This window comes from Streptomyces sp. NPDC088261 (assembly GCF_044740805.1).
Taxonomy (GTDB): Bacteria; Actinomycetota; Actinomycetes; order Streptomycetales; family Streptomycetaceae; genus Streptomyces.
Genome location: NZ_JBIURL010000004.1, coordinates 310,183 through 336,085 on the forward strand (window position 1 = coordinate 310,183; position 25,903 = coordinate 336,085).

The window sequence follows — 25,903 nt, forward strand, 5'->3', positions numbered from 1 at the left end:
TCGCCCTGATGGCGCTCGTCGTCTGCGCCGCGTGCGCGCCGGCCGCCGGGGCGCCCGCCGGGCTGGACGACCCGGCGAAGAAGGAAATCGCCATGGAGTTGGTCTCCAGCGCGGAGAACTCCTCGCTCGACTGGAAGGCGCAGTACGGCTACATCGAGGACATCGGCGACGGCCGCGGCTACACCGCCGGGATCATCGGCTTCTGCACCGGCTGCGGCGACCTCCTCCAGGTCGTGCGGCGGTACACGGACACCCGCCCGAACAACCAACTGGCGCGCTTCCTCCCGGCGTTGAAGGCGGTCGACGGCTCCGCGTCCCACGCGGGCCTGGGCGCCCCCTTCACCGCCGCGTGGAAGAGGGCGGCCCGGGATCCCGCCCTGCGCGCGGCGCAGGACACCGAGCGCGACCGGCGGTACTTCGACCCGGCCGTGTCGCGCGCGAAGGCCGACGGGCTGGGCGTGCTGGGGCAGTTCATCTACTACGACGCGTACGTGATGCACGGTTCGGGCGACACGGAGGGCACGGTCGGCTTCCGTACGATCCGGGCCGAGGCCCTGCGTACCGCCGACACGCCCGCCGACGGGGGCGGCGAGGAGGAATTCCTCGGCGCGTTCCTGGACGCGCGCGTCGCCGCGATCCGCCGTGAACCCTCCCACTCCGACACGAGCCGTATCGAAACCGCCCAACGGCTCTTTCTGGCCCAGGGCAACCTGAACCTCGACACCCCGCTCGACTGGAAGGTCTACGGCGACCGTTACCGCATTTCCGGCGAGTAACGCCTCCGGTCGCCGCGCGTCACACTCCCTCGCAGAACCGCCCGAACCGCCCCGGCGCCAGATCTTCCGTGCGTCGAACGGGTGTACGCGGCCCCCATCCTTTGGTAGGAAAGCTTCCTAACAAACAAACCACGCGGGAATCCCCCCTCTGGAGGCCTCAGGTGTCCACGTCCCCCACACGCCCCTCGCGCCGGCTCAACTTCCTCCCCCACGCCCTGCTCGGACTCACGCTGGTGGCGATTCCGGCCACCGCCGTCGCGAACACGGCGCCCGCGCCCGCCGCGGTCACGGCCACCACGGCCGGCCCCCGGGCCGTCGCGGCGATCGGCCTCGACGACCCGGCGAAGAAGGAAATCGCCATGAAGCTGGTGTCCAGCGCGGAGAACTCCTCGCTGGACTGGAAAGCGCAGTACGGCTACATCGAGGACATCGGCGACGGCCGCGGCTACACCGCCGGGATCATCGGCTTCTGCTCGGGCACGCACGACATGCTCGACCTGGTCGAGCTCTACACCCAGCGGGTGCCGGGCAACGCGCTCGCCAAGTACCTGCCCGCGCTGCGCGCTGTCGACGGCACGGACTCGCACACCGGCCTCGGCTCCGGCTTCGTCAGCGCGTGGAAGACGGCCGCCAAGGACACCCAGTTCCAGACCGCGCAGAACGACGAACGCGACCGCGTCTACTTCAACCCCGCGGTCAGCCGCGGCAAGTCGGACGGCGTCGGCGTGCTCGGCCAGTTCATCTACTACGACGCCATCGTCATGCACGGCGACGGCAACGACGGCACGAGCTTCGGCGGCATCCGCAAGCGCGCCCTCACCAAGGCGAAGCCCCCGGCCCAGGGCGGCAACGAGACCACCTGGCTGAACGCCTTCCTCGACGCCCGCGTCTGGGCGATGCAGCAGGAGGAGGCCCACTCGGACACCAGCCGCGTGGACACGGCCCAGCGCGTCTTCCTCAGCAAGGGCAACCTGAACCTGAACCCGCCGCTCGACTGGAAGGTGTACGGGGACAGCTTCCACATCGGCTAGGCAGTGGAACACAGGTAGGGACCAGTGGCCTGCGGTGGATGTCACCTCAGGCCACTGGCGCGTCAGAAGAGGTCGAGGTCGGCGGGGAGATTCCCGGGTGCCGACGACGGAGCCCCGTCGGCGAGCAGGCGGTCCACTGCTGTCGCGCAGGCACGGCAGTTCGTCACGCCGTTCTGAGGATTGACCAGCGCCTTGAGCTGAGGGGTGCTGGGCGTTTTGTAAGGGATGCCGCCGTATCCGAGCGTGACGCCTCCGCCGCCGGGGAACGCCGGTCCGGCCGGGGGCCGTCCCCCCCGGCCGGAGTCGCGGGGCGGATCAGTCCTGTCCGGCGATCCGCGCGAGGCGCCGGGCCTCGCTCCTGGCGGAGCGGGCGACGGCGTCCTCGTCCACCGTGGTGAGGTGGTTGTCCTCGACGACGGTGCGTCCGTTGACGAGCGAGAGGGTGACCGGGGCCGCGGCGCCGAGGATCAGCGCGGTCACCGGGTCGGCGATGGAGGAGTGGGCGAGGGTGTCCATCTTCCAGAGCACGAGGTCGGCGAGCTTGCCCGCCTCGATCGAGCCGATCTGGTCGGCGCGGCCCAGCACCCGCGCCCCGCCGTACGTACCGAGGCGCAACGCCTGACGGGCCGTCAGAGCCGCTTCCCGGTGGGCGCCCAGGCGGTTGATCAGGAGGGCGTTGCGCAGTTCGGTGTGGAGTTCGCCGGACTCGTTGGAGGCGGTTCCGTCGACCCCGAGGCCGACGGGGATGCCGGCCGCGAGCATGTCGGGGACCCGCGCGATCCCGGCGGCCAGGCGGGCGTTGGAGGAGGGGCAGTGGGCGACCCCGGTGCCCGTACGGCCGAAGGCGGCGAGGTCCGCGTCGTTCATGTGGACGCAGTGGGCCATCCACACGTCGTCGCCGAGCCAGCCCGTCGATTCGAAGTAGTCGGTCGGGCCCATCCCGAAGCGTTCCTTGCAGAACTGCTCCTCCTCGACGGTCTCGCTGCCGTGCGTGTGCAGCCTGACCCCCTTGCGACGGGCCAACTCCGCGCCCTGCTTGAGGAGTTCGGTCGAGACCGAGAACGGGGAGCAGGGGGCGACCGCGATCTGGGCCATCGCGTCGAAGGAGGTGTCGTGGTAGCGGTCGACGGCCTCCTCGGTGGCGGCCAGGGCGCCGTCCAGGGTCTCGACGGCGAAGTCCGGCGGCAGGCCGCCGTCCGACGTCCCCCGGTCCATGGACCCCCGGGCGAGCGTGAACCGTACGCCCGTCTCGGCGGCCGACTCCATGATCGCGCCGGTCAGGTCGCCCGCGCCGCGCGGATAGACGTAGTGGTGGTCCATGGCGGTGGTGACACCGCCGCGCGCCATCATCGCGAGGGAGCCCCTGGCGGCGGCGCGGAGCATCGGCTCGTCAATGCGGGCCCAGACCGGGTAGAGGGCGACCAGCCAGTCGAAGAGGTTGTGGTCGGTCGCGAGGCCGCGGGTGATCCACTGGTAGAAGTGGTGGTGGGTGTTGACGAGGCCGGGCGTGAGGAGATGGCCGGTGCCGTCGACCCGCCGTACGACGTCGTCCAGACCGGCGGGGGCGGGGCCCGCGCCGACCGACTCGATCAGGTGGCCCGCGATCACGACGTGGCCCGAGGCGTACTCGGTGTCGTGCGCGTCCACGGTCGCTACGGCGCAGTTCTCGATGACGATGCGCGGGACGTGCGGTGCCGCCATGGCGGTTCCTCTTCCTGTACGGGCGATCAGGGGTCGGAGAAGGTCTGGGTCAGAGGGTGGTCAGGTCCGCTGCGATCCGCGCGTCGGCGCCGTCGCGCAGGACGGTGGCCTCGATCAGGCCGTACGGCCGGTCCGCGGCGAGGTAGACGGCTCCCTCGGGGGTGTCGTTCTTGAGCCCGAACGGCGCCAGATCGACCAGGAAATGGTGCTTGTTGGGGAGCGAGAACCGGATCTCGTCGATCTCCTCGCGCTGTTCCAGGACCCGGGTGCCCATCTGGTGGAGGGTCTGCTGGAGCGAGAGCGAGTAGGTCTCGGCGAAGGCGGCGAGCACATGGCGTCTGGTCTGCTCGTACGACTCGTTCCAGTCGGGTTCGCCGATGTCGCCGACGGCCCCCTCGTCACCGGACCCCGCGTCAGCGGACCCCTCGTCACCGGACCAGCCGTACCGCCAGCGCGCGGACACGTCGGTCGCGAGGATCCGGTCGTAGGCCTCCTTGAGGGTCGTGTACTTGTCCTTGGCGAACCCCCAGAACTCGGAGTCGGTCGAGTTCAGCACGGTCAGGTCCTTGAGCCCGGACACGACCTCCACCCGCTCGCCGTCGAAGGTGATCTGGCTGACCCGGGTCTCCTGCCCCCGGCGGACGAACGAGTGCCCGCCCCCGTCACCCCCCTCACCGGCCGCGATCCGCTCCCAGGCGTACTCCTCGATCCGGACCCGCGCCCGGTCGATCGGCGCGCACGTGGTCACGAAATGCCGGGCCAGCACGATGCCGAACTGCTCGGGGGACTCGATGCCGTGCTCCTTGGCGAACGCGTACACCGTGTTTTTCATGGTGTCGGTCGGCAGGACATGGGCGTTCGAGCCGGAGAGGTGCACGTCGTCCAGGTCGCCGGAGAGGGAGACCGAGACGTTCAGGTCCTTGATGTGGTGGGTGGCGCCGTCCCGCGTGATCTTGACGACGCGGTTCTCCGCCTTGCCGTACTGGTTCTGTCCGAGCGTGGTGGGCATGCCTGCTAGCTCCCTCGGTATACGGAGTAGCCGAACGGGTTGAGCAGCAGCGGTACGTGGAAGTGCTCGCCCGGCGTGACGGCGAAGGTGACCGTCACTTCCGGGAAGAACGCACCGCTGTCCCGTAGCGCGGGGGCGTCCTGCCGCTCCTCGGCCTGTGTCCTGCGGGTGAGGTACGGCCCGGTGGTGAAGTCGAGCCGTACGTGCGTGGTGTCCGGCGGCAGCGCCGGCAGGTGGGTGCAGCGCCCGTCCGCGTCGGTCCGCGAGCCGCCGAGGGTCACCCACGCGGCGCCGGAACCGCCGCGCGCCGCGAGTGATACGGCGACGTCCGGGGCGGGGCGTCCGGCGCTGGTGTCCAGGATGTGCGTGGAGACGGACGCCGGGGCGGGGTTCCGCGGTTCGGGGCCGGGGTCGGGGCGGGTGCTGGTGCTCACGGGGTCAGTCTCCTTCGAGGACGAGGCGCGTCAGCCGGATGCGGTTGATCTTGCCCAGTTCGGTGCGCACGATCTCGCGCTCCTCCTCCGGCGTATGACAGAGCCGGGTCCTCAGCGCGTCCCGCATCTGCTCACCGGTCGCGCCGGTGGCGCAGATCAGGAAGACATGCCCGAACCTGTCCTGGTACGCCAGGTTCAGTTCGAGCATCTCCGCCCTGAGCGCGTCGGAGGCACCGGTCATCCCCCGCTGTTCGCGGGAGGAGACCGGGTCCCCCGGCGCGGGCCGCCCGATCGGCGGGTGCCCCGCCATCGCCTCGGCCAGATCGCTCTCCGTCAGCGCGGCCACGGCGGAGTCCGCCGCCGTGAGGAGGTCGTCGAGTCCGGCGTACGGACGACGAGCGAGCAGCTCGCGCCCCCACGCCGGACTGGCGCACACCTCACGGAGCACGGCCAGGGCCGCGCTGTCGGACGAGACGTTGAACCGGGCTAGGCCCGGCGGTGGCCGGTACGTCACGGTGCCTCCGTGGCTGCGCTGAACGGGCTGCGCCCAGCTAACGCCCTCGGCCCCACGCCGTCAACACTTTGTTGAAATCTCGGCCGGGCCGCGACCGGACCGGCGGCGACAACCCCCTACGAGTTCGGGACCATGATGGTGTAGCAGGACATCACGGTGACGATGTCGATGGAGGTCGTGTTCACGATGACCAGGTAGGTCGCCTCGCACGTCTCCTCCGGCTTGAAGAAGTTCTGGATCGCCCCACCGCCGGGGCGGCCGATGACCACACCGCCGGGCAGATGCAGATATCCGTCGATCATCACGCCCACCCGCCAGTCGTCGATCGGGTTGGTGTTCGGCCACCACATGCCGACGGGCGGCGGGGAGTAGCAGAGGATTCCCGAACGCAGCATGTCGGCGTCGTACTTGGCGCGGTAGCCGACCTGCGACGCCCAGGCCGTTCTCTGGAGCTGGGTCGCGGCGGCACTGTGCTGGCCCTGGGAGACGGCGTTGACCATCGCCTTGAAGGTCAGTGCGTTGAACTGGCCGGGGCCCGCGTCGAACATCACGTCCATCAGCGCCGCTCTCCGGTTGCCGGACAGCGAGTCGAAGCCCGGAATCAGAGTTTGCAGAGCCTTTTCCGCGGCGGTGAATCTGACTTCGAACAGGAAGCGGATCTGATCAGGCCTCAGATCCTGGGCCCCGGAACGGACATCGTCGTAGTCCGCGCCCACGGCGTCGAGCAGGTCCCGCGCGTCAGGGCTGTCGAGATCGAAGCCGATCCCCACGGTGAGGCGGCCCTGCGGGTTCTTGTGGACGTGCGGATCGCCGTCCAGGCCGTTCGAGCTCTCGCGGCTCGCCACGTAGGACAGCGCCTGCTCGCGGGTCATCTGGGTGCCCTCGTCGCCCGCCGGCGCGTCCGGGTCCACCTGCCCGGAACCCGAGGTGACGCACGCGGGCAGGGGTGTGGCGAAGGCGGGCGCGGGCGTGAGCAGCAGCGGGAGCGCGGCGACGGCAGCGACCAGGAGGGCCGCGAGCGGGCGGCGGGCGGATGATCTTCGACGGACCATGGGTACTCCTCTGACAAGAACACGGGAGGGGGGAGGCCCGCTCATGATCGAGTAGGAGCGAGGTCCGGCGATATCCCAGAAATCAGGGGGTTCCCCGGGACCGGCCGCACGCCGCTGCCGCCACCGCGCCGGGACCGGTCCGGGGTCTCGGCTTCTGGGATCCCGGGATCAGTCCAGGATCTCCGGGACCCGTGAGGCGACGAGTCCCGCCACCAGGTCGCGCCGGCTGCGTACCCCCGCCTTGGTGAACACCGACTTGAGGTGGTCCTGCACCGTCAGCGGTTTCAGCGACAGCGCGCGGGCGATCTCCCGGGTGTCCCTCCCCCGCAGCACTTGTACGGCGACCTCGCGTTCACGGGCGGTCAGCCCGTACGTCGCGAACACCACGGGCAGGACGTCGTCCGCGTTCGCCGGGGTGATCACGACGGCCGCCAGATGATCGGCGCCGCCGCCCATGATCGAGGTGTTGAGCACCAGCCACGCCCCCGCGTGGGTACGGACCCGCAGCCGCGGCGGCACACCCGCGGCCGCCTTCGCCGCCCTGGCCTGCTCCACCGCCATCAGCAGGGAGGTCGGCACCTCGAAGGCCCCCACCGCGTCGTCGGCGATCTCGCCGAGCAGCACCTCGGCCCGGTCGTCGGCGCGCACGACGCGGTTGCGCGAGTCCAGGAGCAGGACGGCCGGCGGGTGCCCGCCCGCCGGTGTGCCCGCGGCACGCATCTGGCTGTGCCGCAGGGCCGTACCGAGGGAGCGGGCGGCCCGCCGGGCGAGCGCCACCTCCCCCACGCGGTAGGCGCCCCGGTCCGGGGCGCGCATGAAGGCGGCGCACCCCCACGCGGCGCCCGCCGCCTCGAACAGGACCCGCAGTTCGTCGCCGAATCCGGCCGGCGCTATCTGCTCGCGGAAGCGCCGGCTGTCACCCGGGCGGCCACGCGTCGCCCGGGTGAGGGAGTCGGCCACGAGTCCGCCGCGCCTCAGGTCGGCGAACTGGGTCACGTCCTGGGTCCAGATCTCCAGCTCCACGGCCTGCCGGAAGTCCTCCAGCCGCAGGTCGTCGGTGAGGACGGAGGTGACCAGACCGGTCGCGGGGTCGGTCCCGTGCCAGCAGACACCGTCGTACCCGAGGACCGGGCGCAGCACCTCGTCCGCCCGCCGGAAGATCTGGCCGGCGGTCAGCGGGCGATCGGCCAACTCCTCCAATTCGGCGATCGCGTGGCGCCGTTGATCTTTCTGGGAAGTCATGGCCAAAGGATAGGAACCGGGGTCGGGGTTCGGGTCATACGGTCAGTCGGGTCATAAGGTCAGTCGGGTCATACGGTCACACCTCCGAGTACTCGTGGCGCTCGCTCGGCTCGGCCTCCACGGCCGCCGCCTCCTGACGCCGGTTGCGGGTGTACTGGACGATCGTCACCAGCAGCGCGAAGATCGTGATGCCGACGGTGACGCCGATCGCGGTCTTCATGTGCGGGAGAAGCTGCGCGTGCTGGATGTGTGTCGTCCCGGTGCCCAGGATCGCCGTGACGACCGCGAGGACGATCGCGCCGCCGATCTGGAGGCTGGAGTTCAGGATGCCGGACGCCAGTCCTTGCTCCTCGTCCTTCACCCCGGCCGTGGCCTGCACGTTCACCGCCGGGAAGCAGAGGGCGAAGCCGACGCCGAGCAGCAGGATCGTGGGCAGCATGAAGTTCGCGTACGACTGCCCCGGGCTGACGCGCAGGAACAGGGCGTAGGCGGCCGCGAACGCGGTCAGGCCCGCGAGGAGCAGCTTGACCGTACTGAAACGCTCCAGGAGGAGCGGGATCTTCGAGCCGCTGAGGACCACGATCAGTCCGCCGGGCAGGAAGGCCAGGGCCATGTGGATCGGGGACCAGCCGAGGGAGTTCTGTACGTACAGCGTCACCAGGAACTGGAAGGCGACGTAGCCGCCGAACATCACCGCCGCCGAGATGTTGGCGTGGACGAGCGGGCCGGAGCGCAGGATGCCCAGCCGCAGCAGCGGGGTGCGGTGCCTGCGTTCGAGAACCACGAACACCGCCATCAGCACGACGCTCAGCGCCAGCAGGCCGAGGGTGGAGAAGCTTCCCCAGCCGTGCGTGGGCGCTTCGACCACCGCGTACACGAGGAGCAGCAGCGCCGCCGTACAGGTCACCGCGCCGCGCAGGTCCAGCCCGGCGAGGCTCGGCCTGCTGTGCGGGACCCGGGGGATGACCTTCAGGCCCGCGACGACCAGCGCGAGGGCGATCGGTCCGGGGACGAGGAACGTGAGCCGCCAGTTCAGCTCGGTGAGCAGCCCGCCGAAGATCAGCCCCAGGGAGAACCCGCTCGCGCCGCACGCGGCGTAGATCCCCATGGCGCGGCTGCGCGCCTTGCCTTCGGTGAAGGTGGTGTTGATGATCGACAGGCCCGCCGGGACGGTGAAGGCGGCGGACGCGCCCTTGATGAAGCGCAGGGCGATCAACAGGATGTCGCTGTCGACGAAGGTGCTGATGACCGACGCCGCGCCGAACACGCACAAGGCGGCGAGGAAGACCCGTCGGCGTCCCAGCAGGTCGGAGGCTCTTCCGCCGAGCAGCAGGAGGCTTCCGTAACCGAGGACGTAGCCGCTCACGATCCATTGCAGCGAACTGGCCGACAGATGCAGGTCCCTGCCGATGTCCGGCAGGGCGACCCCGACCATGGTGAGGTCGAGACCGTCCAGGAAGAGCGCTCCGCAGAGGACGATCAGGAGGATCCAGGTCGCCGGTTTCCACTTGGAGTCGCCGAGGGTGGACAGAGATCCGTTTTTCGTGGACAGAGATCCGTTTTCTTCCGAATTGGGATCATTCATTCGGCCAGAGTAAGCAGGCCCGGCATGCGCCCAAAATGGCGCGATACGTCCGCATTCGGCGAAGAATTTCCGTTACGCGCCCGTACGTGACCCGGCCGCCACCGTACGGAGCGCGACAGCCGCTCCACGGCCCCGGGCCCGGCGGATCGGGCCATGGAACAACATCCCTTTGCCCTGATGTTTGCCAAGCCTTGGGGATGGCCGCGCGGCCGGCCGCGCCGGGGAAATCGCCGGGGAATATCTGACCAGCACTCAGCTCAGCCCTCCGCCGACGGCGGCCGCGCCCCGTCCTCCCGCGCCCCCTCCTCGCGCGCCTTCGCCCGCTGCTCGTTCGCGTAGTTCAGGTAGTTGTAGACGGTGAAGCGGCTGACGCCGAGCGCGCTCGCCACCGTCTCCACGCCGTGCCGTACGGAGAAGGCGCCGCGCGCCTCCAGTATCCGGACGACCGATTGTTTGGACTTACGGTCCAACTCGGCCAGCGGCATGCCGTGCCGGCGCTCCAGCGCGGCCAGGATGTGGTCCAGGGACTCCGAGAGCTGCGGCAGCCGTACGGCGAGGACGTCCTCGCCCTCCCAGGCGAGCACGACGTCGTCGGGCTCGGCCTCGGCGGCCGCCATCAGCTCGCCGCCCATCGCGTCCACCAGCGGCTTGACCGCGGCGACGAGGGGGTGGTCGTGCGGCGCGGTCACCGACCGCCCTCCGCGGCGCCGCCCGCCGCTCCCGCGTCGATCACGTTCACCTGGAGCGAGACCCGGGTCGCGCCCGCCGCCAGCGTCTCGCGCAGCAGTGCGTTCACCGCCGCCAGCACCTCGTCCGAGCCGCCCTCGGCGGTGTTGCCGAACGGGCCGACGTCGACGGAGTCCAGCGGGGCGCTCCCCACGACCTCCCGGGCCACCAGCGCGTGCGCGGGTGCCTCGTCGAGGTCGAAGGGTTCGGTCGTGAACTCCACCCGCAGTCGCACCGCGCCTCCGCCTCCACCGTCGTCCTCGACGTTCGTACCGGAAGTCGACCTTAACGGATCGCCGGAGGGAGCCGGTCGAGTCGCCCGGCGGCGACCAGGGCGACCTCGCCGCCGACCCGTACGTTCGCCAGGGCGTCCGCCGACCCCTGGGGCGTCACCCGCATCAGGCTCGGGCGGCCGGCGAACCGCCCCTGGGCGAGGGTGAATTCGGCGTCCGGACGGACCAGCCCGTGCTTGGCCAGAAAGGCGCCCACGCAGCCGGCCGCGCTGCCGGTGGCGACGTCCTCCAGCACCCCGTCGTTGTTCCAGCTCCGGCCCTCGGGGATCCACCCCTCGGGGCCGCCGGCCGCCCCGACGTCCAGGACGTACGCGAACCGCGCCCCGTACCCCGCCAGCAGCGCGGTGAAGTCCGGGCGGGCGATCCGGGCCTCGGCCAGCCCCGACGTCACCGGCACGATCAGATAGCTCAGGCCCGTGGTGACCACCTCGAGGGGCAGATCGGCAAGCGCCCCGGCGGGCAGCGAGAGGGCGTCGGCGACCCCCGCCCGCCCGGCCTCCCGGACCTCGCCGAGGAAACGCGGCGGCCCCTGGTCGAGCAGCGCGGTGACCCCGACGGCCGACGGCGTCGTGGTCACGCCGACCGTCGCGCCCGGCAGCCGGAAGGTCCACCGGAGCGGTCCGGCGGCGCCCGATCGCTCGTGGAGGACGGCCGCCGCGCCGAGGACGGGATGCCCGGCGAAGTCCAGCTCCCCGAAGAGGTCGAAGACCCGGGCCCCGACCGCCCCCGCCGCGTCGGGCGGGGTGAGGAAGACCGATTCAAAGTGCCGTACCTCCTGCGTGATCGCGAGCAGCTGCCCGGCGGTCGTACGGTCCGGCAGGTCGCCGTCGGCGCCGAAGACGGCCAGGCTGTTGCCGGTGTACGGGCCGGTGGCGAACACATCGACGTGGCGGTAGCCGACGGACACAGGACGTCCCTCCAGGGATCACGAGGTGTGCGGGGAGCACACGGGCGGCTCCCGGCGCCGACGTTAGGGAGCTCCGACCGCCCTGTCCGGGGCCAATCGGACCCCGGTGGACCGGACGGGACCGGACGGCGGCCGAGGAATTACCGAAACGGCACTTGACAGGCCCCGAGCCTCCCGGGCAGGCTTCCATCAAGCAGAAAATAACTTCCGCAATACGGAAGGAGCGCCTGGCCCCTCATGAGTTACTCCGAGCAGCGCTTCGATGTGAACCTGTCCATCCTCTTCACGGAACTCCCGCTCCTGGAGCGCCCGGCCGCAGCCGCGGCGGCGGGCTTCGGCGCGGTCGAGCTGTGGTGGCCCTGGATCGACACCCCCACACCGCCGCAGGCCGAGCTGGACGCGCTCAAGAAGGCGCTCGACGACGCGGGCACCCAGCTGGTGGGGCTGAACTTCTACGCCGGGCAGCTGCCCGGGCCCGACCGGGGCGCGCTCTCCGTACCCGGAGCGGAGGCCGAGCGTTTCCGCGCCAACGTGGACGTCGCCGCCGACTTCGCCGCCTCCGTGGGCTGCACGGCGCTCAACGCGCTGTACGGCAACCGCGTCGAAGGCGTCGAACCGCACCTCCAGGACACCCTTGCCCTGGACAACCTCGTCCTGGCCGCCCGCGCGGCCGACCGGGTCGGGGCGACGTTGCTGATCGAGGCGCTCAACAAACCGGAGTCCCCTCTCTACCCGCTGGTGAGCGCGCCCGCCGCGATCGAGGTCGTGGACCGGGTCAACGCGGCGACCGGCCTCGGGAACGCGGCGTTCCTGCTCGATCTCTACCACCTGTCGATGAACGGCGAGAACCTGGCCGCGGTCATCGACTCGTACGCCGACAAGACAGGCCACGTGCAGATCGCGGACAACCCGGGCCGTGGCGCGCCGGGCACCGGATCGCTGCCGCTGGAGGATCTTCTCGGCCGGCTGCGGAAGGCCGGTTACGACGGCTGGGTCGGCCTGGAGTACAAGCCGGGCGACCGTCCGAGCGCCGAGGCGTTCGGCTGGCTCGCCACCTGATCGTCTGATGTACCCGACCATCTGATGCGCCTGACCATCTGATGCACCCGACCTTCTGATGTACGTGTGTCGAAAGAGGCCCCCGCAATGAGTAATCTCCCCAAGATCGCGTGGATCGGACTCGGCATCATGGGCTCCCCCATGTCCGAGAACCTGATCAAGGCCGGTTACTCGGTGACCGGGTTCACGCTGGAGCAGGACAAGCTGGACCGGCTCGCCGCCGCGGGCGGCACCGCCGCCGGGTCGATCGCCGAGGCGGTCGGGGACGCCGACGTCGTGATCACGATGGTCCCGGCCTCGCCGCAGGTGGAGGCCATCGCGTACGGCGAGGCCGGCATCCTGGCGCACGCCAGGCGGGGCGCGCTGCTGATCGACATGTCCTCGATCACCCCGCAGACCTCGGTGGACCTGGCCAAGAACGCCGCGGACGTCGGGGTACGGGTGCTCGACGCGCCGGTCTCCGGTGGGGAGGCGGGGGCGATCGAGGCGGTCCTGTCCATCATGGTCGGCGGCGAACAGGCCGACTTCGACGAGGCCAGGCCCGTACTGGAAGCCCTCGGCAAGACCATCGTGCTGTGCGGTCCGCACGGTTCGGGGCAGACGGTGAAGGCCGCCAACCAGCTGATCGTCGCGGTCAACATCCAGGCGTGCGCCGAGGCCGTGGTGTTCCTGGAGAAGTCCGGGGTGGACCTGGCCGCCGCGCTGGACGTCCTGAACGGCGGCCTGGCGGGCTCCACCGTACTGACGCGGAAGAAGGACAACTTCCTCAACCGCGACTTCAAGCCCGGCTTCCGCATCGACCTGCACCACAAGGACATGGGCATCGTCACCGACGCCGCCCGCAACGTCGGTGCGGCGCTGCCCGTCGGAGCCGTGGTGGCCCAACTCGTCGCCTCCCTGCGCGCGCAGGGCGACGGCGGCCTCGACCACTCCGCCCTCCTGCGCTCCGTGGAGCGCCTCTCCGGTGACCAGGTGTGAACTCCCCTTCCTGGCACCGCCCCTGAACCCGGGCTGCGGCAGCGCTGACACCTGTCCTTGTCGCGCCCAGGCGCTGCCGCCGCCCGGACCCCTTTCTTCTCCTTTTTCATCAACTTCCCGACCACGCGCCGGAGCTGACGGCAGACCAGCTCCGGTGCCTCCGTCCGGCCCGCCGGCCCTTGTCAGGGGTGACCGGCGGGCCGGACAGCATGCGGACCGCGACGGCGGGCGAGCCAGTGCGGTGGCCCCGCCGTCGCGGTCCTCGCATGTCCCCGGGCATGTCTCCCGGCACAACGGAGGGGGCGGGGGGGGGGGGGCGGGGGGCGGCCCCCCCCCCCCCCCCCCGCCCCCTCCTGCCGTGCCACCGCGGCATCCGGGCTCAGCTCAGCGGCAGGATCTCCGTCGGCGCGTGCCACGGCTCGGTGGCCAGGTCCTCGAACTCGTTGACGCTGGCGATGTCGCTGCCGCTCATCGAGATGTTCGTGACGCGCTCCAGGATCGCCTCGACCACCACCGGCACCCGGAACTCCGCCGCCAGCTTCTTGGCCTCCTCGAAGGCCGGCAACAGCTGGTCGGGTTCGGTGACCCGGATGGCCTTGCAGCCCAGGCCCTCGGCGACCTTGACGTGGTCGACGCCGTAGACGCCCAGCTCGGGCGAGTTGATGTTCTCGAACTCGAGGTTGACCTCGAAGTCGATGTCGAAGTTGCGCTGCGCCTGCCGGATCAGGCCCAAGTAGGCGTTGTTCACCAGCACATGCACGTAAGGGATCTTGTGCTGCGCGCCGACCGCCAGCTCTTCGAGCATGAACTGGAAGTCGTAGTCGCCGGAGAGCGCGACGACCGTCGCCTCCGGATCGGCGACGGCGACCCCGAGCGCGGCCGGGATCGTCCAGCCGAGGGGGCCCGCCTGGCCGCAGTTGATCCAGTGGCGCGGCCGGTAGACGTGCAACATCTGCGCGCCGGCGATCTGGGAGAGGCCGATGGTGGTGACGTACCGGGTCTCGGGGCCGAAGGCGCGGTTCATCTCCTCGTACACCCGCTGCGGCTTGAGCGGCACGTTGTCGAAGTGGGTACGGCGGTGCAGCGTGGCCTTGCGCTCCTGCGCGGAGGCGGCCCACGCGGCGCGATCGGGCAGTTGGCCCGCCGCCTTGAGCTCCTTGGCCACCGTCACGAAGAGTTCGAGCGCGGCCTTGGCGTCGGAGGCGATCCCGTAGTCCGGCGCGAAGATCTTGCCGATCTGGGTGGGTTCGATGTCGACGTGGACGAACTTCCGCCCCTGCGTGTACACATCGAGCTTGCCGGTGTGGCGGTTGGCCCAGCGGTTGCCGATGCCGAGGACGAAGTCCGACTCCAGGAACGTCGCGTTGCCGTAGCGGTGCGAGGTCTGGAGGCCCACCATGCCGGCGTTCAGCTCGTGGTCGTCGGCGATGATGCCCCAGCCCATCAGGGTGGGCACGACCGGGATGCCGGTCAGCTCGGCGAACTCGACCAGCAGGTCGGAGGCGTCGGCGTTGATGATGCCGCCACCGGCGACGATCAGCGGGCGTTCCGACTCGTTCAGCAGCGCGATGGCCTTCTCGACCTGGGCGCGGGTCGCGGCGGGCTTGAAGGCCGGCAGCGGCTCGTACGTCTCCGGGTCGAACTCGATCTCCGTCAGCTGGACGTCGATCGGCAGGTCGATGAGGACCGGCCCGGGGCGGCCCGACCGCATCAGGTGGAAGGCCTGCTGGAAGACGCCGGGGACCTGCGCGGCCTCCATCACCGTGGTCGCGGCCTTGGTGACGGGCTCGGCGATCGACGCGATGTCGACGGCCTGGAAGTCCTCCTTGAGGATCACCGCACGGGGCGCCTGCCCCGTGATGCACAGGATCGGGATGGAGTCGCCGGTCGCCGAGTAGAGGCCGGTGATCATGTCCGTACCGGCGGGTCCCGACGTACCGATGCAGACGCCGATGTTGCCCGGGTGGGTCCTGGTGTAGCCCTCGGCCATGTGCGAGGCGCCCTCGACGTGGCGGGCCAGCGTGTGCCGGACCCCGCCGGCGGCTTTGAGGGCGGCGTAGAACGGGTTGATGGCGGCGCCCGGCACACCGAACGCGTTGGTCACGCCTTCGCGCTTGAGGATCTCAACTGCGGCTCGGGCAGCGGTCATTCGAGGCATGGAGTGCTCCTGCTTCGGCTGGCGGATTCGGGCCCTGTCGCGCCACCTGAGAGCGCCAATTCCGTAATGCGAAAGTTTAGTTCTGCTATACGGAATCAAATTTAGGCGGGCCCCGCTACCGCGTCAAGGGATGGGCGAAGTCCGCCCCCCGGCCCCGCCGGTGGTGGACGATGGGCCGCGGTGCGTGTTCGAAGGGGGTTCTGATGGCAGAGAGCGTTCCGGTCCGCTGCCCGGCCTGTAGCCGGAGCCACGCCTTTGTGCCGACGGTGTATCCGTGCGCGTGCGGGGCGCCGGTCGAGCCACCGCTGCTGCGGGGCGCCCCGGCGGAGCCGGTGACGCACCGCACGTGGACGGACGAGTGGGTACGGGTGCGGTGCACGGCGTGCGGGCGGCAGGACCACTGGCCGCGGCCGGAGCTGGGCTGCCCGTGCGGCTCGGTGCTGCGGATTCCGGTACGGGAGGTGGGCGGCCCTGCGGGGCGCGCGGCGGGGCCGGCGAAACCCCCGCCCGCCGGGGCGCCGGTGGCCCCGCGCCCCACCTTCCGCCCGCTGACGATCCGTACCGCACGGGACGTGGTGACGGGGGCCGCGCTCTACTTACGGTGGCTGGGCTTCCAGGGCGTGGTCCAGGCGGCGGAACAGCCCGCGTCCGGCATCGACCTGCGCGGCCCGGACGTGGTCGCCCAGGTCGACCCGACGACTTCCCCGGCCTCGCTGCGGGCGGTCGAGTGCCTGTGGCTCAACGGCCTCAACGCGTCGGTGGTGGGCGTCTTCTTCGCCCTGGCGGGCTACGCGAACGACGCGCGAGCCCGCGCCGACACCCTGGGCGTCCCGCTGTTCGTCATGGACCTCACGGGCGCGCCGCAGCCGGTGAACGACCCGGCGGACGAACTGGTGGCGACGGGTGGGTAGGTGGGCGGGGGCGTCGGGCGGCCGGCTCGGGGACGGTTCCGCGTTGCGCCCGGATCGGCGAGCGTTGCCCTAGGGCGTGTCCGCGAAGTGGGGTCGTCCGCCCGGAGGGCGGGGCTCGCGGCGTCTGGTGCGTGCGATCGCAAGGCGGAGGACCCACCCCGTACTGGACGTACAAGGTGGGTCCGACAACGCCGCGAGCGCGCGTGCCAGGCGCCGCGAGCCAGACCCCCACTTTGCGGACACGCCCTAAGCCCCCATCATCCAGTCCGCGAACAGCCAGCCGGGCCACAGGGGAGCGACCGCGCTGACCGCCAGTACGACCACGGCACGTCCACGCAGGCGGACCAGGCCGTGACGACCGAGCGCGAACGTCCACAGGCCGCTACCGGCGAACGAGAGGACGAAGGCGAGGACGAGGATCGTCGGTACGCCTTCGGGACACGGACGTTACCGCCCACAGGAGCCACCGGGAATCGCGGTCCAGCCCAGCGCGTGAAACAGGAGAGCGAGACTCCACGCGGCTCCCGTGGCAATGATCAACACCCACGTCCCCCGCGTCCACGTCTCCGCCGACGACGAGCCTATGCTCCTGCGACCGACCATCACGAGTCCCCCCAACGGGCGCCCCCCGGCGCCTCACTCATGCGTACGCGCGCACGATCAGCGATCAGCAATCACTGAGCGCATCGGAGTCTAGCCCCGACCGCCCCTGAACTCGCCTGTGTTTCAAGGGGTGTTGGAGGTCGGCGAGACGGCGGCGTCCGGTGGGCACCAACGGCGAATCGGCGGCCCGCTGTTGTAGCCGGCGGGGGAATCGTGGCCCACTTGCCCGGAGCACGGTGGGCCACGGCTGCTCGGGATCACACCCGAGGGTGTACGGCTGCGGCGGCGGATTGTGGCTCAGGCATGGCGTCGCCCCCGAGAGGAGGGCGCGGACCTGCTGAGCGCGGAAGAACGCGCCACGATCGACCGCATCGGCGGGAGTTCGCTGATCTCGCAGGACGGCCCGCTTCCGATGGTCCCGGTGGCCACCCGCATGTGCGGAACATGTAGTGCTCCACGGTGGCTTGGTAACGGGTGGCGCCAGGAGCCGACCTCGGCGCCACCCGCCCTGCCCGCGCGCAGTCCAGCCTCTCGGCGTAGGCGGCACGGGAGTTCGGTGGGTACGGCGTTCTCACGTCCCGGTCGGCGATTCGGGTGGTACGTAGTCGGGGCACAGCACGGGATTGCCGCACGCGCAGGGGGGCCAGCGGAGGGCTGAGCCGGGAACCAGGTCGGCGCCGTCCGCGCCGGTGTCGTACTTCGGGACGACCAGCGTGCCGTTCGAACCGAACTCGTCCATCAGGCGGGTCAGACGCCTGCGTCCTTCGCTTCCCTCCGTCACGACAGCTCCTCCAGACCGCGAAGTACCCGCTCCAGCAGGTCGGTTGTCAGGGGCGCGTACGTACGGGCAGGCGCGCCGGCCCAGTTGGACAGGTCAGGCAGGTCGGGCGGATCCGGCCAGCCGGGCGGTAAGCGCCAGAAACCCCAGTGCTGAACCGTCTCCACGAGTTCGGCCAAGCCGCCCGCTCCGCCGGTAAGCCGTTCATTGGACATGAGCCATCGCCTCCGATACCCCGCACGCGATCACCCGCTGCGCTTGATCTGACACCCTCAGTGTGGCGACCACGGAGAGTAGAGCGCAAGTTCATCGCGTGAATCTGCAAAATTGCACACACGAAAGAGTGATGGGTCGCGACTGTGGAAAGCTGTTGCCCCGCGCTTCACAAGCGCCATGAACTGACGTGTCATCTGTAAGAAGGAGGGGCGCATGAGCGATCCGACCGTTCGCAAGCGTCGACTTGGCTCGGAACTCCGTCGCATGCGCGAGGCCGCCGGGTTAAAGCTGGACGACGTGGCAGAACGCACCAGCCTCAACGCGGCGAAGACGAGTCGCATCGAGACCGCGCGCATCGGGGTCAAACCCGACGACCTCACCGCTCTCCTGGACCTCTACGGCCTTGAGGACGAGGCGAAGCGAGCGGCGCTGCACGGCCTGGCCAAGGACGGCGGCAAGCGCGGCTGGTGGCAGACGTATCGCGACGCGATCTCGCCCGCCTATGCGGATCTGATCTCGTTGGAGGCCGACGCCCGCAACATGCGGTCGTACCAGACCACGTTGATTCCCGGGCTGCTCCAGACCGCTGCCTACGCCCGCGCCACGATCGACGCCATCAACATGACGTCGCCGCAGGACCGCGTCAACGCGCTGGTGGAGGTGCGGGTGGCCCGGCAGTCGGTCCTCACCCGGCCGGAGCCGCTGGAGTTCTGGGCCATCATCCACGAGGCCGCGTTGCGCCCGCGGATCGCGCCCGTCCAGGTCATGCGGGACCAGCTTCAACGGCTGATCGACCTCGCCGAGCTTCCACACGTGTCCATCCAGGTGCTTCCGCTGGACGCTCCGCCCCATCCGGGCCTGGCAGGCAGCTTCGCACTGGTGGGATTCCCCGAGACTGCGGACCTCGACGTCGTCCACGTGGAGTCGCTGACCAGCGCGCTCTACATCGAGGAGCCCGCAGAAGTGTCGAGCTACAGCGCCGCGTTCGAGAGACTTCGCGCAGCGGCACTTCCGTTCGCCGATTCAGCCGACCTCATCGCCAGAACGAAGGACTCACTCACATGACCGACACCACACCTGCTCCCATCTGGACCAAGTCCTCCTACAGCGGGGGAAATAGCGACTGCGTCGAGGTGGCCCACGGGTTCCCCACCACCATGCCCGTACGCGACTCCAAGCGCCCCACCGGCCCGGCACTTGCCGTGGCCGCCCCCGCCTGGGCCGCATTCCTCAGCGGCCTGAAGACCGGCGGCCTCGCCTGACGGGGGTACGCCATGCAAGGAGCCCCCGCCGGCAACTCGGTGGGGGCTCGCGGCGGTTCTTTGGTCAGATGGCCGGGCGCAGGTGTTCCGCCGCCCACTTCGCGAAGCTGGTGAGCGGGAGGCCGAGGGCGGTCGCGAACTCGGGGCGGGCCGGGTGGCCCACCACGTTCATGCGCTCGTGGCTCGCGCCGAACGGCGGGCCGCCCGCCGCCAGCGCCTCCTCCGGCGTCATCGTCGGAGCCGTCAGCTCCACGCCCAGCGCGTCGGAAAGGATCTCCGCGATCCGGGTCATCGGGAGCCGGTCACTCGCCAGTTCCAGCTCGACGCCGTCGAACCGCTCCGGGTCGGCGAAGGCCGCTGCCGCCGCCACGCCGATGTCCGTGACCGCGACCAGGGCGACCTCGGTCGTGGGCTTGATGACCGTCACCAGACCGCCCTCCGGGCCGTTCGGGAGCAGGAACGACGGCGGGAGGAAGTTCTCCATGAAAAAGGCCGGCTTGAGAAGCGTCCAGTGCGCGAAACCCGCCTCGCGGACCCGGTCCTGGAGCCCCGACTTGGTCTCGTAGTAGTGCTCCATCGACGCCCACCGGCCCTCCGCCCAGCCGGGCTCGGTGCGGTGCTGCCCCGCGCCGGAGACGGACGTGTGCACGAACTGCTCGACCCCCGCGTCCCGCGCGCCGTCTACCAGGTTGCGCCCCTGGACCCACTCGGAGTCGCCCTGGAGGTCGTTCATGTCGGGCATCTGGATCGAGAAGACGCCCCGCGCCCCCTCGGCGGCCCGCCGCACGGAGTCGAGATCGCGGAGATCGCCCGTGACCAGCTCGGCGCCGCGCCCCTCGATCGCCCTCGCCCGGTCGGTCGACGGGTCGCGGACCAGGGCCCGTACCGGAACACCCGCCGCGAGCAGGGCACTTGCCGTCGCACCACCCTGCTTTCCGGTGGCGCCGGTGACCAGGACGGGTGCGGAAGAGGTGGGCATGGGTCTCCTCGGGTGGTGGGTGGCGGATAAACGGCGGGCCCCGCCGTTTCCGAGTCGGTACGATACGGAGGGCCTCGCCACTTAGCAACCGAGGCAACCGGGACACCCGGCACACCAGGGCAACCCACGGAAGGAGACGCCATGGCCGTTCAGCGCGCGGACGCCCGCCGCAACTACGAGCGGATCCTCGCCGAGGCCGAGAAGGAGGTCGCCGCGCACGGCGCCGACGCCTCCCTCGAACAGATCGCCCGCACTGCCGGGGTCGGCTCGGCCACCGTGCGCCGTCACTTCCCCGGCCGCCGCGCCCTCCTGGAGGCGGTGTTCCACGAGCGGATCGAGGTCCTGTGCGCCCGCGCCCGCGAGCTGGCCGACGCGCCGGACGCGCGGGCCGCGCTGCTGGAGGCGCTGCGCGCGCTCGCCGCGTACGCCACCTCGGCGCGGGGGCTGGCCACCGCACTGACCCAGGACGGGGCCGCCGGCCCCGAGCACGTGAACGCCTGCGCGGCGAAGCTCTCGCACGCGTACGACCCGCTGCTGGAACGCGCCACCCGGGCGGGCGCGGTGACCCCCGGCGTGACCACCGCCGACCTGGTCACGCTGGTCTCGGGCATCGCCCTCGCCACCGAACACGACCCGGACCCGGCGGCCCGGACGGAACGGCTGCTCGACCTGGCGGTGGCGGGCATCAGCCCACGCGGGTGAGGGCGAGTGCGGGGGGCAAGAGCGGGCGCGCAGGGGTGCGGCCGTGGGCGGAGGCCGTAGGCTGACGCGACCGCGGGCAGGTGGGCACGTACGGACACGGCTGCGACCGCGGCCATGTGGGGGGCGCGTACAGGCGGGGCTGCGGCTGCATGCCGCGCGTACCGGCACGGCCGCGAGCGCGCGCAGGTGCACCCGTACGGTCGGGGCGGCGGCCAGCCACAACCCCTGCCGCTGACGGCAGTTGGACCCGTACGGCTACGACGCCCGGCCCGGCGCGGCCCGTACCGGACCCGGACCGCGCCCACGGCGCCGCGCGCCCCCGCCAACCGCTACGCCGCGAACCGCTCCCGCAGTTCGATCTTCCGCACCTTGCCGCTCACCGTCATGGGAAACGCGTCCACGATCTCCACCCGCCGCGGCACCTTGTAGTGCGCCAGCCGCTCACGGCAGTACGCCGCCACCTCCTCCGCCGACGGCGGGTCCGCCGGGTCGCGCGGGATCACGCACGCCACGATCTCCTCGCCGTACCGCGCGTCGGGGACGCCTATCACCTGCACGTCGGCGACCTTCGGGTGCCCGTACAGGAACTCCTCTATCTCCCGGGGATAGACGTTCTCGCCGCCCCTGATGATCATGTCCTTGATCCGGCCGACGATCTGCGCGTAACCGTCCTCGCGGATCACCGCGAGATCGCCGGTGTGCATCCAGCGGCCGGCGTCGATGACCTCGGCGGTGCGCTCCGGTTCGTTCCAGTAGCCGAGCATCACGCTGTAGCCCCGGGTGCACAGTTCGCCCGCCACCCCGCGCGGCAGCGTCACCCCGGTGGCCGGGTCCACCACCTTCACCTCGATGTGCGGCAGCGCCCGGCCGACCGTCCCCGTACGACGCTCCAGGTTGTCGTCGCGGCGCGTCTGCGTGGAGACCGGTGACGTCTCCGTCATGCCGTAACAGATCGACACCTCGGCCATGTTCATCTCGGCGACGACCCGCTTCATCACCTCCGCCGGGCAGGGCGAGCCCGCCATGATGCCGGTGCGCAGCGAGGAGAGGTCGTACGACGCGAAGCCCGGGAGGTCCAACTCGGCGATGAACATGGTGGGGACGCCGTACAGCGACGTACAGCGCTCCCGCTCGACCGCCTGAAGCGTCGCCCCGGCGTCGAACGACGGCGCGGGGATGACCACACACGCGCCGTGCGAGGTGGCGGCGAGGTTGCCCATCACCATGCCGAAGCAGTGGTAGAAGGGCACCGGGACACAGATCCGGTCGTGTTCCGTGTACGCGACCGTCTCCCCCACGAAGTAACCGTTGTTGAGGATGTTGTGGTGGGAGAGCGTGGCACCCTTCGGAAAGCCGGTCGTTCCTGAGGTGTACTGGATGTTGATCGGGTCGTCGCACGACAACTCGGCCTCGCGCGCCGCTATCTGATGCCCCGTCACCTCGCCTGCGTACGCGAGCAGTTCGGCCCAGCTCGGGTCACCGATGTAATGCACCGCCCGCAGGTCCGGACAACGGCCCCGCACCTCCTCCACCAACGCGCGGTAGTCGCTGGTCCGGTGGCCGAGGGACGCCAACAGCACCGAGATCCCGGCCTGGTTGAGCACGAACTCCACCTCGTGCGCCCGGTAGGCCGGGTTGATGTTCACCATGATCGCGCCGATGCGGGCCGTCGCGTACTGCGCCAGCATCCACTCGGGGCAGTTGACCGCCCAGATCCCGACCCGGTCGCCCTTCGCCACGCCGCGCCCGAGCAGCGCCCGCGCCAACTCGTCGACGGACGCGCCGAATTCACCGTACGTCCAGCGCCGTCCCGACGGTACGTCGACCAGCGCCTCCCGGTCGGGGAAGGCGGCGATCGCCCGGTCCAGGTTCCCGCCGACCGTGTCGCCGAGCAGCGGGACCGTGGCCGTGCCGTGGAGGTAGGAGGCGGCCGGGGCCGCCGCCACCGGGCCGGAACGGGTGGTCATCGTCGTCATCGCAGATCCCCCTCGTCGTACTCGGCGGTGGAGCCCCCGGCCGTACGCTCACGCAGCTCGATCCGGCGGATCTTCCCGGACACCGTCTTGGGCAGCTCGCCGAATTCGAGGCGGCGGATCCGCTGGTACGGGGCGAGCACCGAACGGGAGTGCGCGAAGAGCACCTTGGCGGTGTCGGGCCCCGGCTCCCAGCCCTCGGCGAGGACGACGTACGCCTTGGGGACGGCCAGGCGCACCGGGTCGGGTGCGGGCACGACCGCCGCCTCCGCCACCGCCTCGTGCTCCAGCAGCGCGCTTTCCAGCTCGAAGGGCGAAATCTTGTAATCAGAAGCCTTGAAAACATCATCGGACCTGCCGATGTACGTGATGTAACCATCGGCGTCGCGCGAGCCGATGTCACCGGTGCGGTAATAACCCCCCGCCATCGCCGCCGCGGTGAGGTCCGGAGCCCCGTGGTAGCCGGTCATCAGGCCGACCGGGTGCGCGCCGAGGACCAGCGCGATCTCCCCCTCGTCCACCCCCGGCGCCCCGCTCACCGGATCGAGCAGCTCCACTTTGAAGCCGGGCGTCGGGCGGCCCATGGAACCGGCCTTGAGGAGCTGGCCGGGCGAGTTGGCGACCTGGACGGCGGTCTCGGTCTGGCCGAAGCCGTCGCGGACCGTCACCCCCCACGCACACCGGACCTTCTCGATCACCTCGGGGTTGAGCGGTTCACCGGCCGCGACGGCCTCGCGCGGCGGCGTACGGAGCGTCGACAGGTCGGACTGGATCAGCATCCGCCACACGGTCGGCGGGGCACAGAAGCTCGTGACTCCCGCGCCGTCCATCTCCGCCATCAGCCGGCCCGCGTCGAAGCGGGTGTAGTTGTGGATGAAGACGGTCGCCTCGGCGTTCCAGGGGGCGAAGAGGTTGGACCACGCGTGCTTGGCCCAGCCGGGCGAGGCGATGTTCAGATGAACGTCTCCGGGGCGCAGCCCGATCCAGTACATCGTGGCCAAGTGCCCGATGGGGTACGACGCGTGGGTGTGCTCGACCAGTTTGGGGCGGGCGGTCGTGCCGGAGGTGAAGTAGAGCATCAGCGGGTCGTCGGCGTGCGTGGGCCCGTCGGGCTCGAAGCGTGCGGGCGCGTCGTCGGCGTCACCGTACGAGAGCCAGCCCGGCACCTCGGGGCCCACCGCGATCCGGGTGAACCGTCCCTCGATCCCGTCGAACTTCGCGGTGCCGTCCGAGCGGACGATCACGTGCGACGCCCGGCCGCGCTCGACCCGGTCGCGCAGGTCTTCGGGGCCGAGGAGGGGGGTGGCGGGGATGACGACGGCGCGCAGCTTCATCGCGGCGAGCGCGATCTCCCACAGCTCGACCTGGTTGCCGAGCATGACCACGACGCGCTGCTCGGGCCGTACCCCCCGCGCGCGCAGCCAGTTCGCGACCCGGTCGGAGCGCGCGGACATCTCCGCGAAGGTGACACGGGTACGCCTGCCGTCCTCCTCGACGATGTGCAGGGCCTCGCGGTGGTTGCCCTCCGCGATCCGGTCGAACCAGTCCAGCGCCCAGTTGAACCGCTCGGGTCGCGGCCACTCGAAGCCCGCGTACGCCGTCGCGTAGTCCTCCCGGTGCGCCAGGAGGAAGTCCCGGGCCGACCGGAATTCCTCCGTCGGGGTGAGCCTGCCGCTCGCGCCGGCCGGACTGTTCGGCGTCCCTGCCGTCATATGTCCTCCTCATTGCGGACCGTTCAATGACATCGTGTAATCAGTGACGTGGGTCTCACCACCCCCGGACGGGGGTGGTGGGGGTGCGGCCGACGACGGAAGGGCGGCGACGTGACCGAAGTGGTGGAGTCGGTGGAGTTGCGCGCGGCGCTGCTGCGGCTGCGGCGGACGACCGGTCTGCCGGTGGCGTTCGGCGGTCTGCTGCACGAGACGGGACGGTTCCGGATCGCCGAACTGACCGGCACGGCGACCGGCGCGCTGCGCGGCCTGGCGATCTCGTCGGGCAACGGCCTGGGCGGCAAGTCCATCGCCCTGGCCCGGCCGTTCGCGGTGACCGACTACCGCCAGGCGCGGCACATCAGCCATGAGTACGACGCGGCGGTCGCGGCGGAGGGGCTGCGGTCCGTCCTCGCGGTGCCGGTCGTCGTACAGCGCAGGGTACGGGGCGTGCTGTACGGGGCGCTGCGCACCGCGCTGCCCATCGGGGACCGTACGTTCGACGCGGCGGCGTCCGCCGCGCGGGACGTGGAACAGGCGTTGGTCGTACGGGACGAGGTGCGCCGGCTCCTGGCGGTGACCCGGGAGCGGGCGACGGGCCCGGCCGCGTGGGAGGAGGTCCGGGCCGCCCACGGCGAGTTGCGGGCGCTCGCGCCCCGGATCGCCGACCCGGAGACACGTGACCATCTGCTGGCGGTGTGCGCCCGGCTGGCGGGCGCGACGGGCGCGCCACCCGCCGAGCGAAACCTGCCGGTGAGCCTGGCCCCGCGCGAACTGGACGTCCTGACGTGCATCGCCTCCGGCGCGACGAACGCGGCGGCGGCGGAGCTGCTGGGGCTGCGGCCGGAGACGGTGAAGGGTTACCTGCGCTCGTCGATGCGGAAGCTGGGGGCGCACACCCGCCTGGAGGCGGTGGTGGCGGCGCGGCGGGAGGGGTTGCTGCCGTAGGGGCGGGGCGGCGCGCGGGGGCGCGGCGGGGGCTGGGGGGCGGCGCGGGTGGGGGGCGGCGCGAGTGCGGAGCGGCGGGGGCTGGGGGCGGGCGCGACTGCAAGGGCGGGCTGACTGCGGGGCGTCGAAGGCGGGTCCGGGCCTGCGGGCCTGCGGGCAGACCGAGGCTGTGGCCTGGCGAGGCTGCGGGCCGGGTGAGGCGGGCGTGGGCGTTGGCCGAGCCGTCCGTAGGCCGTCGGTCGGGCCGTAGGTCAGGCCGGACCGACGGTCGGCCGTGTACCGGGGTCGGCCCTATCCCCCCGGTCCGCCCCGTCCCTGGAGTCCACCCGACCCGTCGGCCCCAGTCCGGCCCGGGGC

General features: G+C 71.1%; 25 protein-coding genes. 9 read left to right on the forward strand and 16 right to left on the reverse strand.

All coding sequences use genetic code 11. The annotated features are described in order from the left end of the window. The first annotated feature begins 8 nt into the window (after window positions 1-8). Together ACIODU_RS11090 and ACIODU_RS11095 are read left to right on the forward strand one after the other, a co-directional pair. Entirely contained in the window at window positions 9-776 is a 768-nt protein-coding gene (locus tag ACIODU_RS11090) for a chitosanase (protein ID WP_401766764.1), read from the forward strand. 161 nt (window positions 777-937) lie between these two features. Beyond that, entirely contained in the window at window positions 938-1,807 is an 870-nt protein-coding gene (locus ACIODU_RS11095; RefSeq protein WP_401766433.1) for a chitosanase, read from the forward strand. Between the two features lie 315 nt (window positions 1,808-2,122). On the opposite strand, the gene ACIODU_RS11100 is transcribed toward ACIODU_RS11095, so the two are convergent. The 10 genes from ACIODU_RS11100 to ACIODU_RS11145 form a co-directional block, all read right to left on the reverse strand. Beyond that, window positions 2,123-3,508, reverse strand: coding sequence for an 8-oxoguanine deaminase (locus ACIODU_RS11100; protein ID WP_401766436.1), 1,386 nt, complete (start codon window positions 3,506-3,508; stop codon window positions 2,123-2,125). A gap of 49 nt (window positions 3,509-3,557) precedes the next feature. Beyond that, on the reverse strand, window positions 3,558-4,517 hold the full coding sequence (pucL, locus tag ACIODU_RS11105; protein WP_401766439.1) for a factor-independent urate hydroxylase: 960 nt from the start codon (window positions 4,515-4,517) through the stop codon (window positions 3,558-3,560). A 5-nt stretch (window positions 4,518-4,522) separates the two neighbouring features. Continuing rightward, window positions 4,523-4,951: a hydroxyisourate hydrolase gene (gene uraH, locus ACIODU_RS11110; protein ID WP_356422196.1), complete on the reverse strand. Its 429-nt coding sequence runs from the start codon at window positions 4,949-4,951 to the stop codon at window positions 4,523-4,525. Window positions 4,952-4,955: 4 nt separating this feature from the next. Further along, window positions 4,956-5,465 (reverse strand): 2-oxo-4-hydroxy-4-carboxy-5-ureidoimidazoline decarboxylase, encoded by a 510-nt coding sequence (gene uraD / locus ACIODU_RS11115; protein WP_401766441.1) that lies wholly within the window; start codon window positions 5,463-5,465, stop codon window positions 4,956-4,958. Between the two features lie 116 nt (window positions 5,466-5,581). Then, entirely contained in the window at window positions 5,582-6,517 is a 936-nt protein-coding gene (locus tag ACIODU_RS11120; protein WP_401766443.1) for a hypothetical protein, read from the reverse strand. 168 nt (window positions 6,518-6,685) lie between these two features. Continuing rightward, a complete protein-coding gene (locus tag ACIODU_RS11125; protein ID WP_401766446.1) occupies window positions 6,686-7,759 on the reverse strand; it encodes a LuxR C-terminal-related transcriptional regulator in 1,074 nt (357 codons plus the stop codon). Window positions 7,760-7,835: 76 nt separating this feature from the next. Beyond that, entirely contained in the window at window positions 7,836-9,344 is a 1,509-nt protein-coding gene (locus tag ACIODU_RS11130; protein ID WP_401766449.1) for an MFS transporter, read from the reverse strand. Between the two features lie 257 nt (window positions 9,345-9,601). Next, entirely contained in the window at window positions 9,602-10,033 is a 432-nt protein-coding gene (locus ACIODU_RS11135; protein ID WP_401766451.1) for a helix-turn-helix domain-containing protein, read from the reverse strand. Beyond that, the gene (locus tag ACIODU_RS11140; RefSeq protein ID WP_401766453.1) at window positions 10,030-10,305 is read right to left on the reverse strand and encodes a hypothetical protein; all 276 of its coding nucleotides are present in this window, start codon (window positions 10,303-10,305) and stop codon (window positions 10,030-10,032) included. The genes ACIODU_RS11135 and ACIODU_RS11140 overlap by 4 nt, the downstream gene beginning before the upstream one ends. A 50-nt stretch (window positions 10,306-10,355) precedes the next feature. Continuing rightward, window positions 10,356-11,270 carry a PhzF family phenazine biosynthesis protein gene (locus tag ACIODU_RS11145; protein WP_401766455.1) on the reverse strand — a complete coding sequence of 305 codons (915 nt, stop codon included), beginning with the start codon at window positions 11,268-11,270 and terminating at the stop codon, window positions 10,356-10,358. Between the two features lie 237 nt (window positions 11,271-11,507). Here ACIODU_RS11145 and ACIODU_RS11150 point away from each other — a divergent pair, with 237 nt between their 5' ends. Both ACIODU_RS11150 and ACIODU_RS11155 read left to right on the forward strand, forming a co-directional pair. Then, entirely contained in the window at window positions 11,508-12,329 is an 822-nt protein-coding gene (locus ACIODU_RS11150; RefSeq protein WP_401766458.1) for a TIM barrel protein, read from the forward strand. Between the two features lie 87 nt (window positions 12,330-12,416). Continuing rightward, window positions 12,417-13,307 carry a 2-hydroxy-3-oxopropionate reductase gene (locus ACIODU_RS11155; protein WP_327233725.1) on the forward strand — a complete coding sequence of 297 codons (891 nt, stop codon included), beginning with the start codon at window positions 12,417-12,419 and terminating at the stop codon, window positions 13,305-13,307. Between the two features lie 379 nt (window positions 13,308-13,686). Here the strand turns inward: ACIODU_RS11155 and gcl are convergent, their stop codons facing one another. After that, window positions 13,687-15,465 (reverse strand): glyoxylate carboligase, encoded by a 1,779-nt coding sequence (gene gcl, locus ACIODU_RS11160; RefSeq protein WP_401766461.1) that lies wholly within the window; start codon window positions 15,463-15,465, stop codon window positions 13,687-13,689. A gap of 203 nt (window positions 15,466-15,668) precedes the next feature. Between gcl and ACIODU_RS11165 the strand changes: the two genes are divergently transcribed. After that, entirely contained in the window at window positions 15,669-16,376 is a 708-nt protein-coding gene (locus tag ACIODU_RS11165) for a hypothetical protein (RefSeq protein ID WP_356433287.1), read from the forward strand. A 1,174-nt stretch (window positions 16,377-17,550) separates the two neighbouring features. On the opposite strand, the gene ACIODU_RS11170 is transcribed toward ACIODU_RS11165, so the two are convergent. After that, window positions 17,551-17,760: a hypothetical protein gene (locus tag ACIODU_RS11170; protein ID WP_401766464.1), complete on the reverse strand. Its 210-nt coding sequence runs from the start codon at window positions 17,758-17,760 to the stop codon at window positions 17,551-17,553. Next, window positions 17,757-17,936, reverse strand: a complete 180-nt coding sequence (locus tag ACIODU_RS11175; RefSeq protein WP_401766467.1) for a hypothetical protein — start codon at window positions 17,934-17,936, stop codon at window positions 17,757-17,759. The genes ACIODU_RS11170 and ACIODU_RS11175 overlap by 4 nt, the downstream gene beginning before the upstream one ends. A gap of 250 nt (window positions 17,937-18,186) precedes the next feature. On the opposite strand from ACIODU_RS11175, the gene ACIODU_RS11180 reads away from it, so the two are divergent. Beyond that, the gene (locus ACIODU_RS11180) at window positions 18,187-19,038 is read left to right on the forward strand and encodes a helix-turn-helix domain-containing protein (protein WP_401766469.1); all 852 of its coding nucleotides are present in this window, start codon (window positions 18,187-18,189) and stop codon (window positions 19,036-19,038) included. Further along, window positions 19,035-19,235: a DUF397 domain-containing protein gene (locus ACIODU_RS11185; RefSeq protein ID WP_401766472.1), complete on the forward strand. Its 201-nt coding sequence runs from the start codon at window positions 19,035-19,037 to the stop codon at window positions 19,233-19,235. The genes ACIODU_RS11180 and ACIODU_RS11185 overlap by 4 nt, the downstream gene beginning before the upstream one ends. A gap of 64 nt (window positions 19,236-19,299) precedes the next feature. Here ACIODU_RS11185 and ACIODU_RS11190 read toward each other — a convergent pair whose 3' ends face one another. Continuing rightward, window positions 19,300-20,214, reverse strand: a complete 915-nt coding sequence (locus ACIODU_RS11190) for an NmrA family NAD(P)-binding protein (RefSeq protein WP_401766475.1) — start codon at window positions 20,212-20,214, stop codon at window positions 19,300-19,302. Window positions 20,215-20,355: 141 nt separating this feature from the next. Here ACIODU_RS11190 and ACIODU_RS11195 point away from each other — a divergent pair, with 141 nt between their 5' ends. Beyond that, window positions 20,356-20,916 (forward strand): TetR/AcrR family transcriptional regulator, encoded by a 561-nt coding sequence (locus ACIODU_RS11195; protein WP_401766478.1) that lies wholly within the window; start codon window positions 20,356-20,358, stop codon window positions 20,914-20,916. A gap of 329 nt (window positions 20,917-21,245) precedes the next feature. On the opposite strand, the gene ACIODU_RS11200 is transcribed toward ACIODU_RS11195, so the two are convergent. Both ACIODU_RS11200 and ACIODU_RS11205 read right to left on the reverse strand, forming a co-directional pair. Then, window positions 21,246-22,892 (reverse strand): AMP-binding protein, encoded by a 1,647-nt coding sequence (locus ACIODU_RS11200; RefSeq protein WP_401766480.1) that lies wholly within the window; start codon window positions 22,890-22,892, stop codon window positions 21,246-21,248. Then, on the reverse strand, window positions 22,889-24,601 hold the full coding sequence (locus ACIODU_RS11205) for an AMP-binding protein (RefSeq protein ID WP_401766482.1): 1,713 nt from the start codon (window positions 24,599-24,601) through the stop codon (window positions 22,889-22,891). Before ACIODU_RS11205 ends, ACIODU_RS11200 begins: the two co-directional genes overlap by 4 nt. Window positions 24,602-24,712: 111 nt before the next feature. Between ACIODU_RS11205 and ACIODU_RS11210 the strand changes: the two genes are divergently transcribed. Beyond that, window positions 24,713-25,546, forward strand: a complete 834-nt coding sequence (locus tag ACIODU_RS11210) for a response regulator transcription factor (protein WP_401766485.1) — start codon at window positions 24,713-24,715, stop codon at window positions 25,544-25,546. The last annotated feature ends 357 nt before the right edge of the window (window positions 25,547-25,903 follow it).

Bases quoted from the DNA above. Each gene is read 5' to 3' on its own strand.
- ACIODU_RS11090 (WP_401766764.1), top strand. From the start codon at position 9: ATGGCGCTCGTCGTCTGCGCCGCGTGCGCGCCGGCCGCCGGGGCGCCC.
- ACIODU_RS11100 (WP_401766436.1), bottom strand. From the start codon at position 3,508: ATGGCGGCACCGCACGTCCCGCGCATCGTCATCGAGAACTGCGCCGTA.
- pucL (WP_401766439.1), bottom strand. From the start codon at position 4,517: ATGCCCACCACGCTCGGACAGAACCAGTACGGCAAGGCGGAGAACCGC.
- ACIODU_RS11120 (WP_401766443.1), bottom strand. From the start codon at position 6,517: ATGGTCCGTCGAAGATCATCCGCCCGCCGCCCGCTCGCGGCCCTCCTG.
- ACIODU_RS11125 (WP_401766446.1), bottom strand. From the start codon at position 7,759: ATGACTTCCCAGAAAGATCAACGGCGCCACGCGATCGCCGAATTGGAG.
- ACIODU_RS11130 (WP_401766449.1), bottom strand. From the start codon at position 9,344: ATGAATGATCCCAATTCGGAAGAAAACGGATCTCTGTCCACGAAAAAC.
- ACIODU_RS11150 (WP_401766458.1), top strand. From the start codon at position 11,508: ATGAGTTACTCCGAGCAGCGCTTCGATGTGAACCTGTCCATCCTCTTC.
- ACIODU_RS11155 (WP_327233725.1), top strand. From the start codon at position 12,417: ATGAGTAATCTCCCCAAGATCGCGTGGATCGGACTCGGCATCATGGGC.
- gcl (WP_401766461.1), bottom strand. From the start codon at position 15,465: ATGCCTCGAATGACCGCTGCCCGAGCCGCAGTTGAGATCCTCAAGCGC.
- ACIODU_RS11165 (WP_356433287.1), top strand. From the start codon at position 15,669: ATGGCAGAGAGCGTTCCGGTCCGCTGCCCGGCCTGTAGCCGGAGCCAC.
- ACIODU_RS11180 (WP_401766469.1), top strand. From the start codon at position 18,187: ATGAGCGATCCGACCGTTCGCAAGCGTCGACTTGGCTCGGAACTCCGT.
- ACIODU_RS11185 (WP_401766472.1), top strand. From the start codon at position 19,035: ATGACCGACACCACACCTGCTCCCATCTGGACCAAGTCCTCCTACAGC.
- ACIODU_RS11190 (WP_401766475.1), bottom strand. From the start codon at position 20,214: ATGCCCACCTCTTCCGCACCCGTCCTGGTCACCGGCGCCACCGGAAAG.
- ACIODU_RS11195 (WP_401766478.1), top strand. From the start codon at position 20,356: ATGGCCGTTCAGCGCGCGGACGCCCGCCGCAACTACGAGCGGATCCTC.
- ACIODU_RS11200 (WP_401766480.1), bottom strand. From the start codon at position 22,892: ATGACGACGATGACCACCCGTTCCGGCCCGGTGGCGGCGGCCCCGGCC.
- ACIODU_RS11205 (WP_401766482.1), bottom strand. From the start codon at position 24,601: ATGACGGCAGGGACGCCGAACAGTCCGGCCGGCGCGAGCGGCAGGCTC.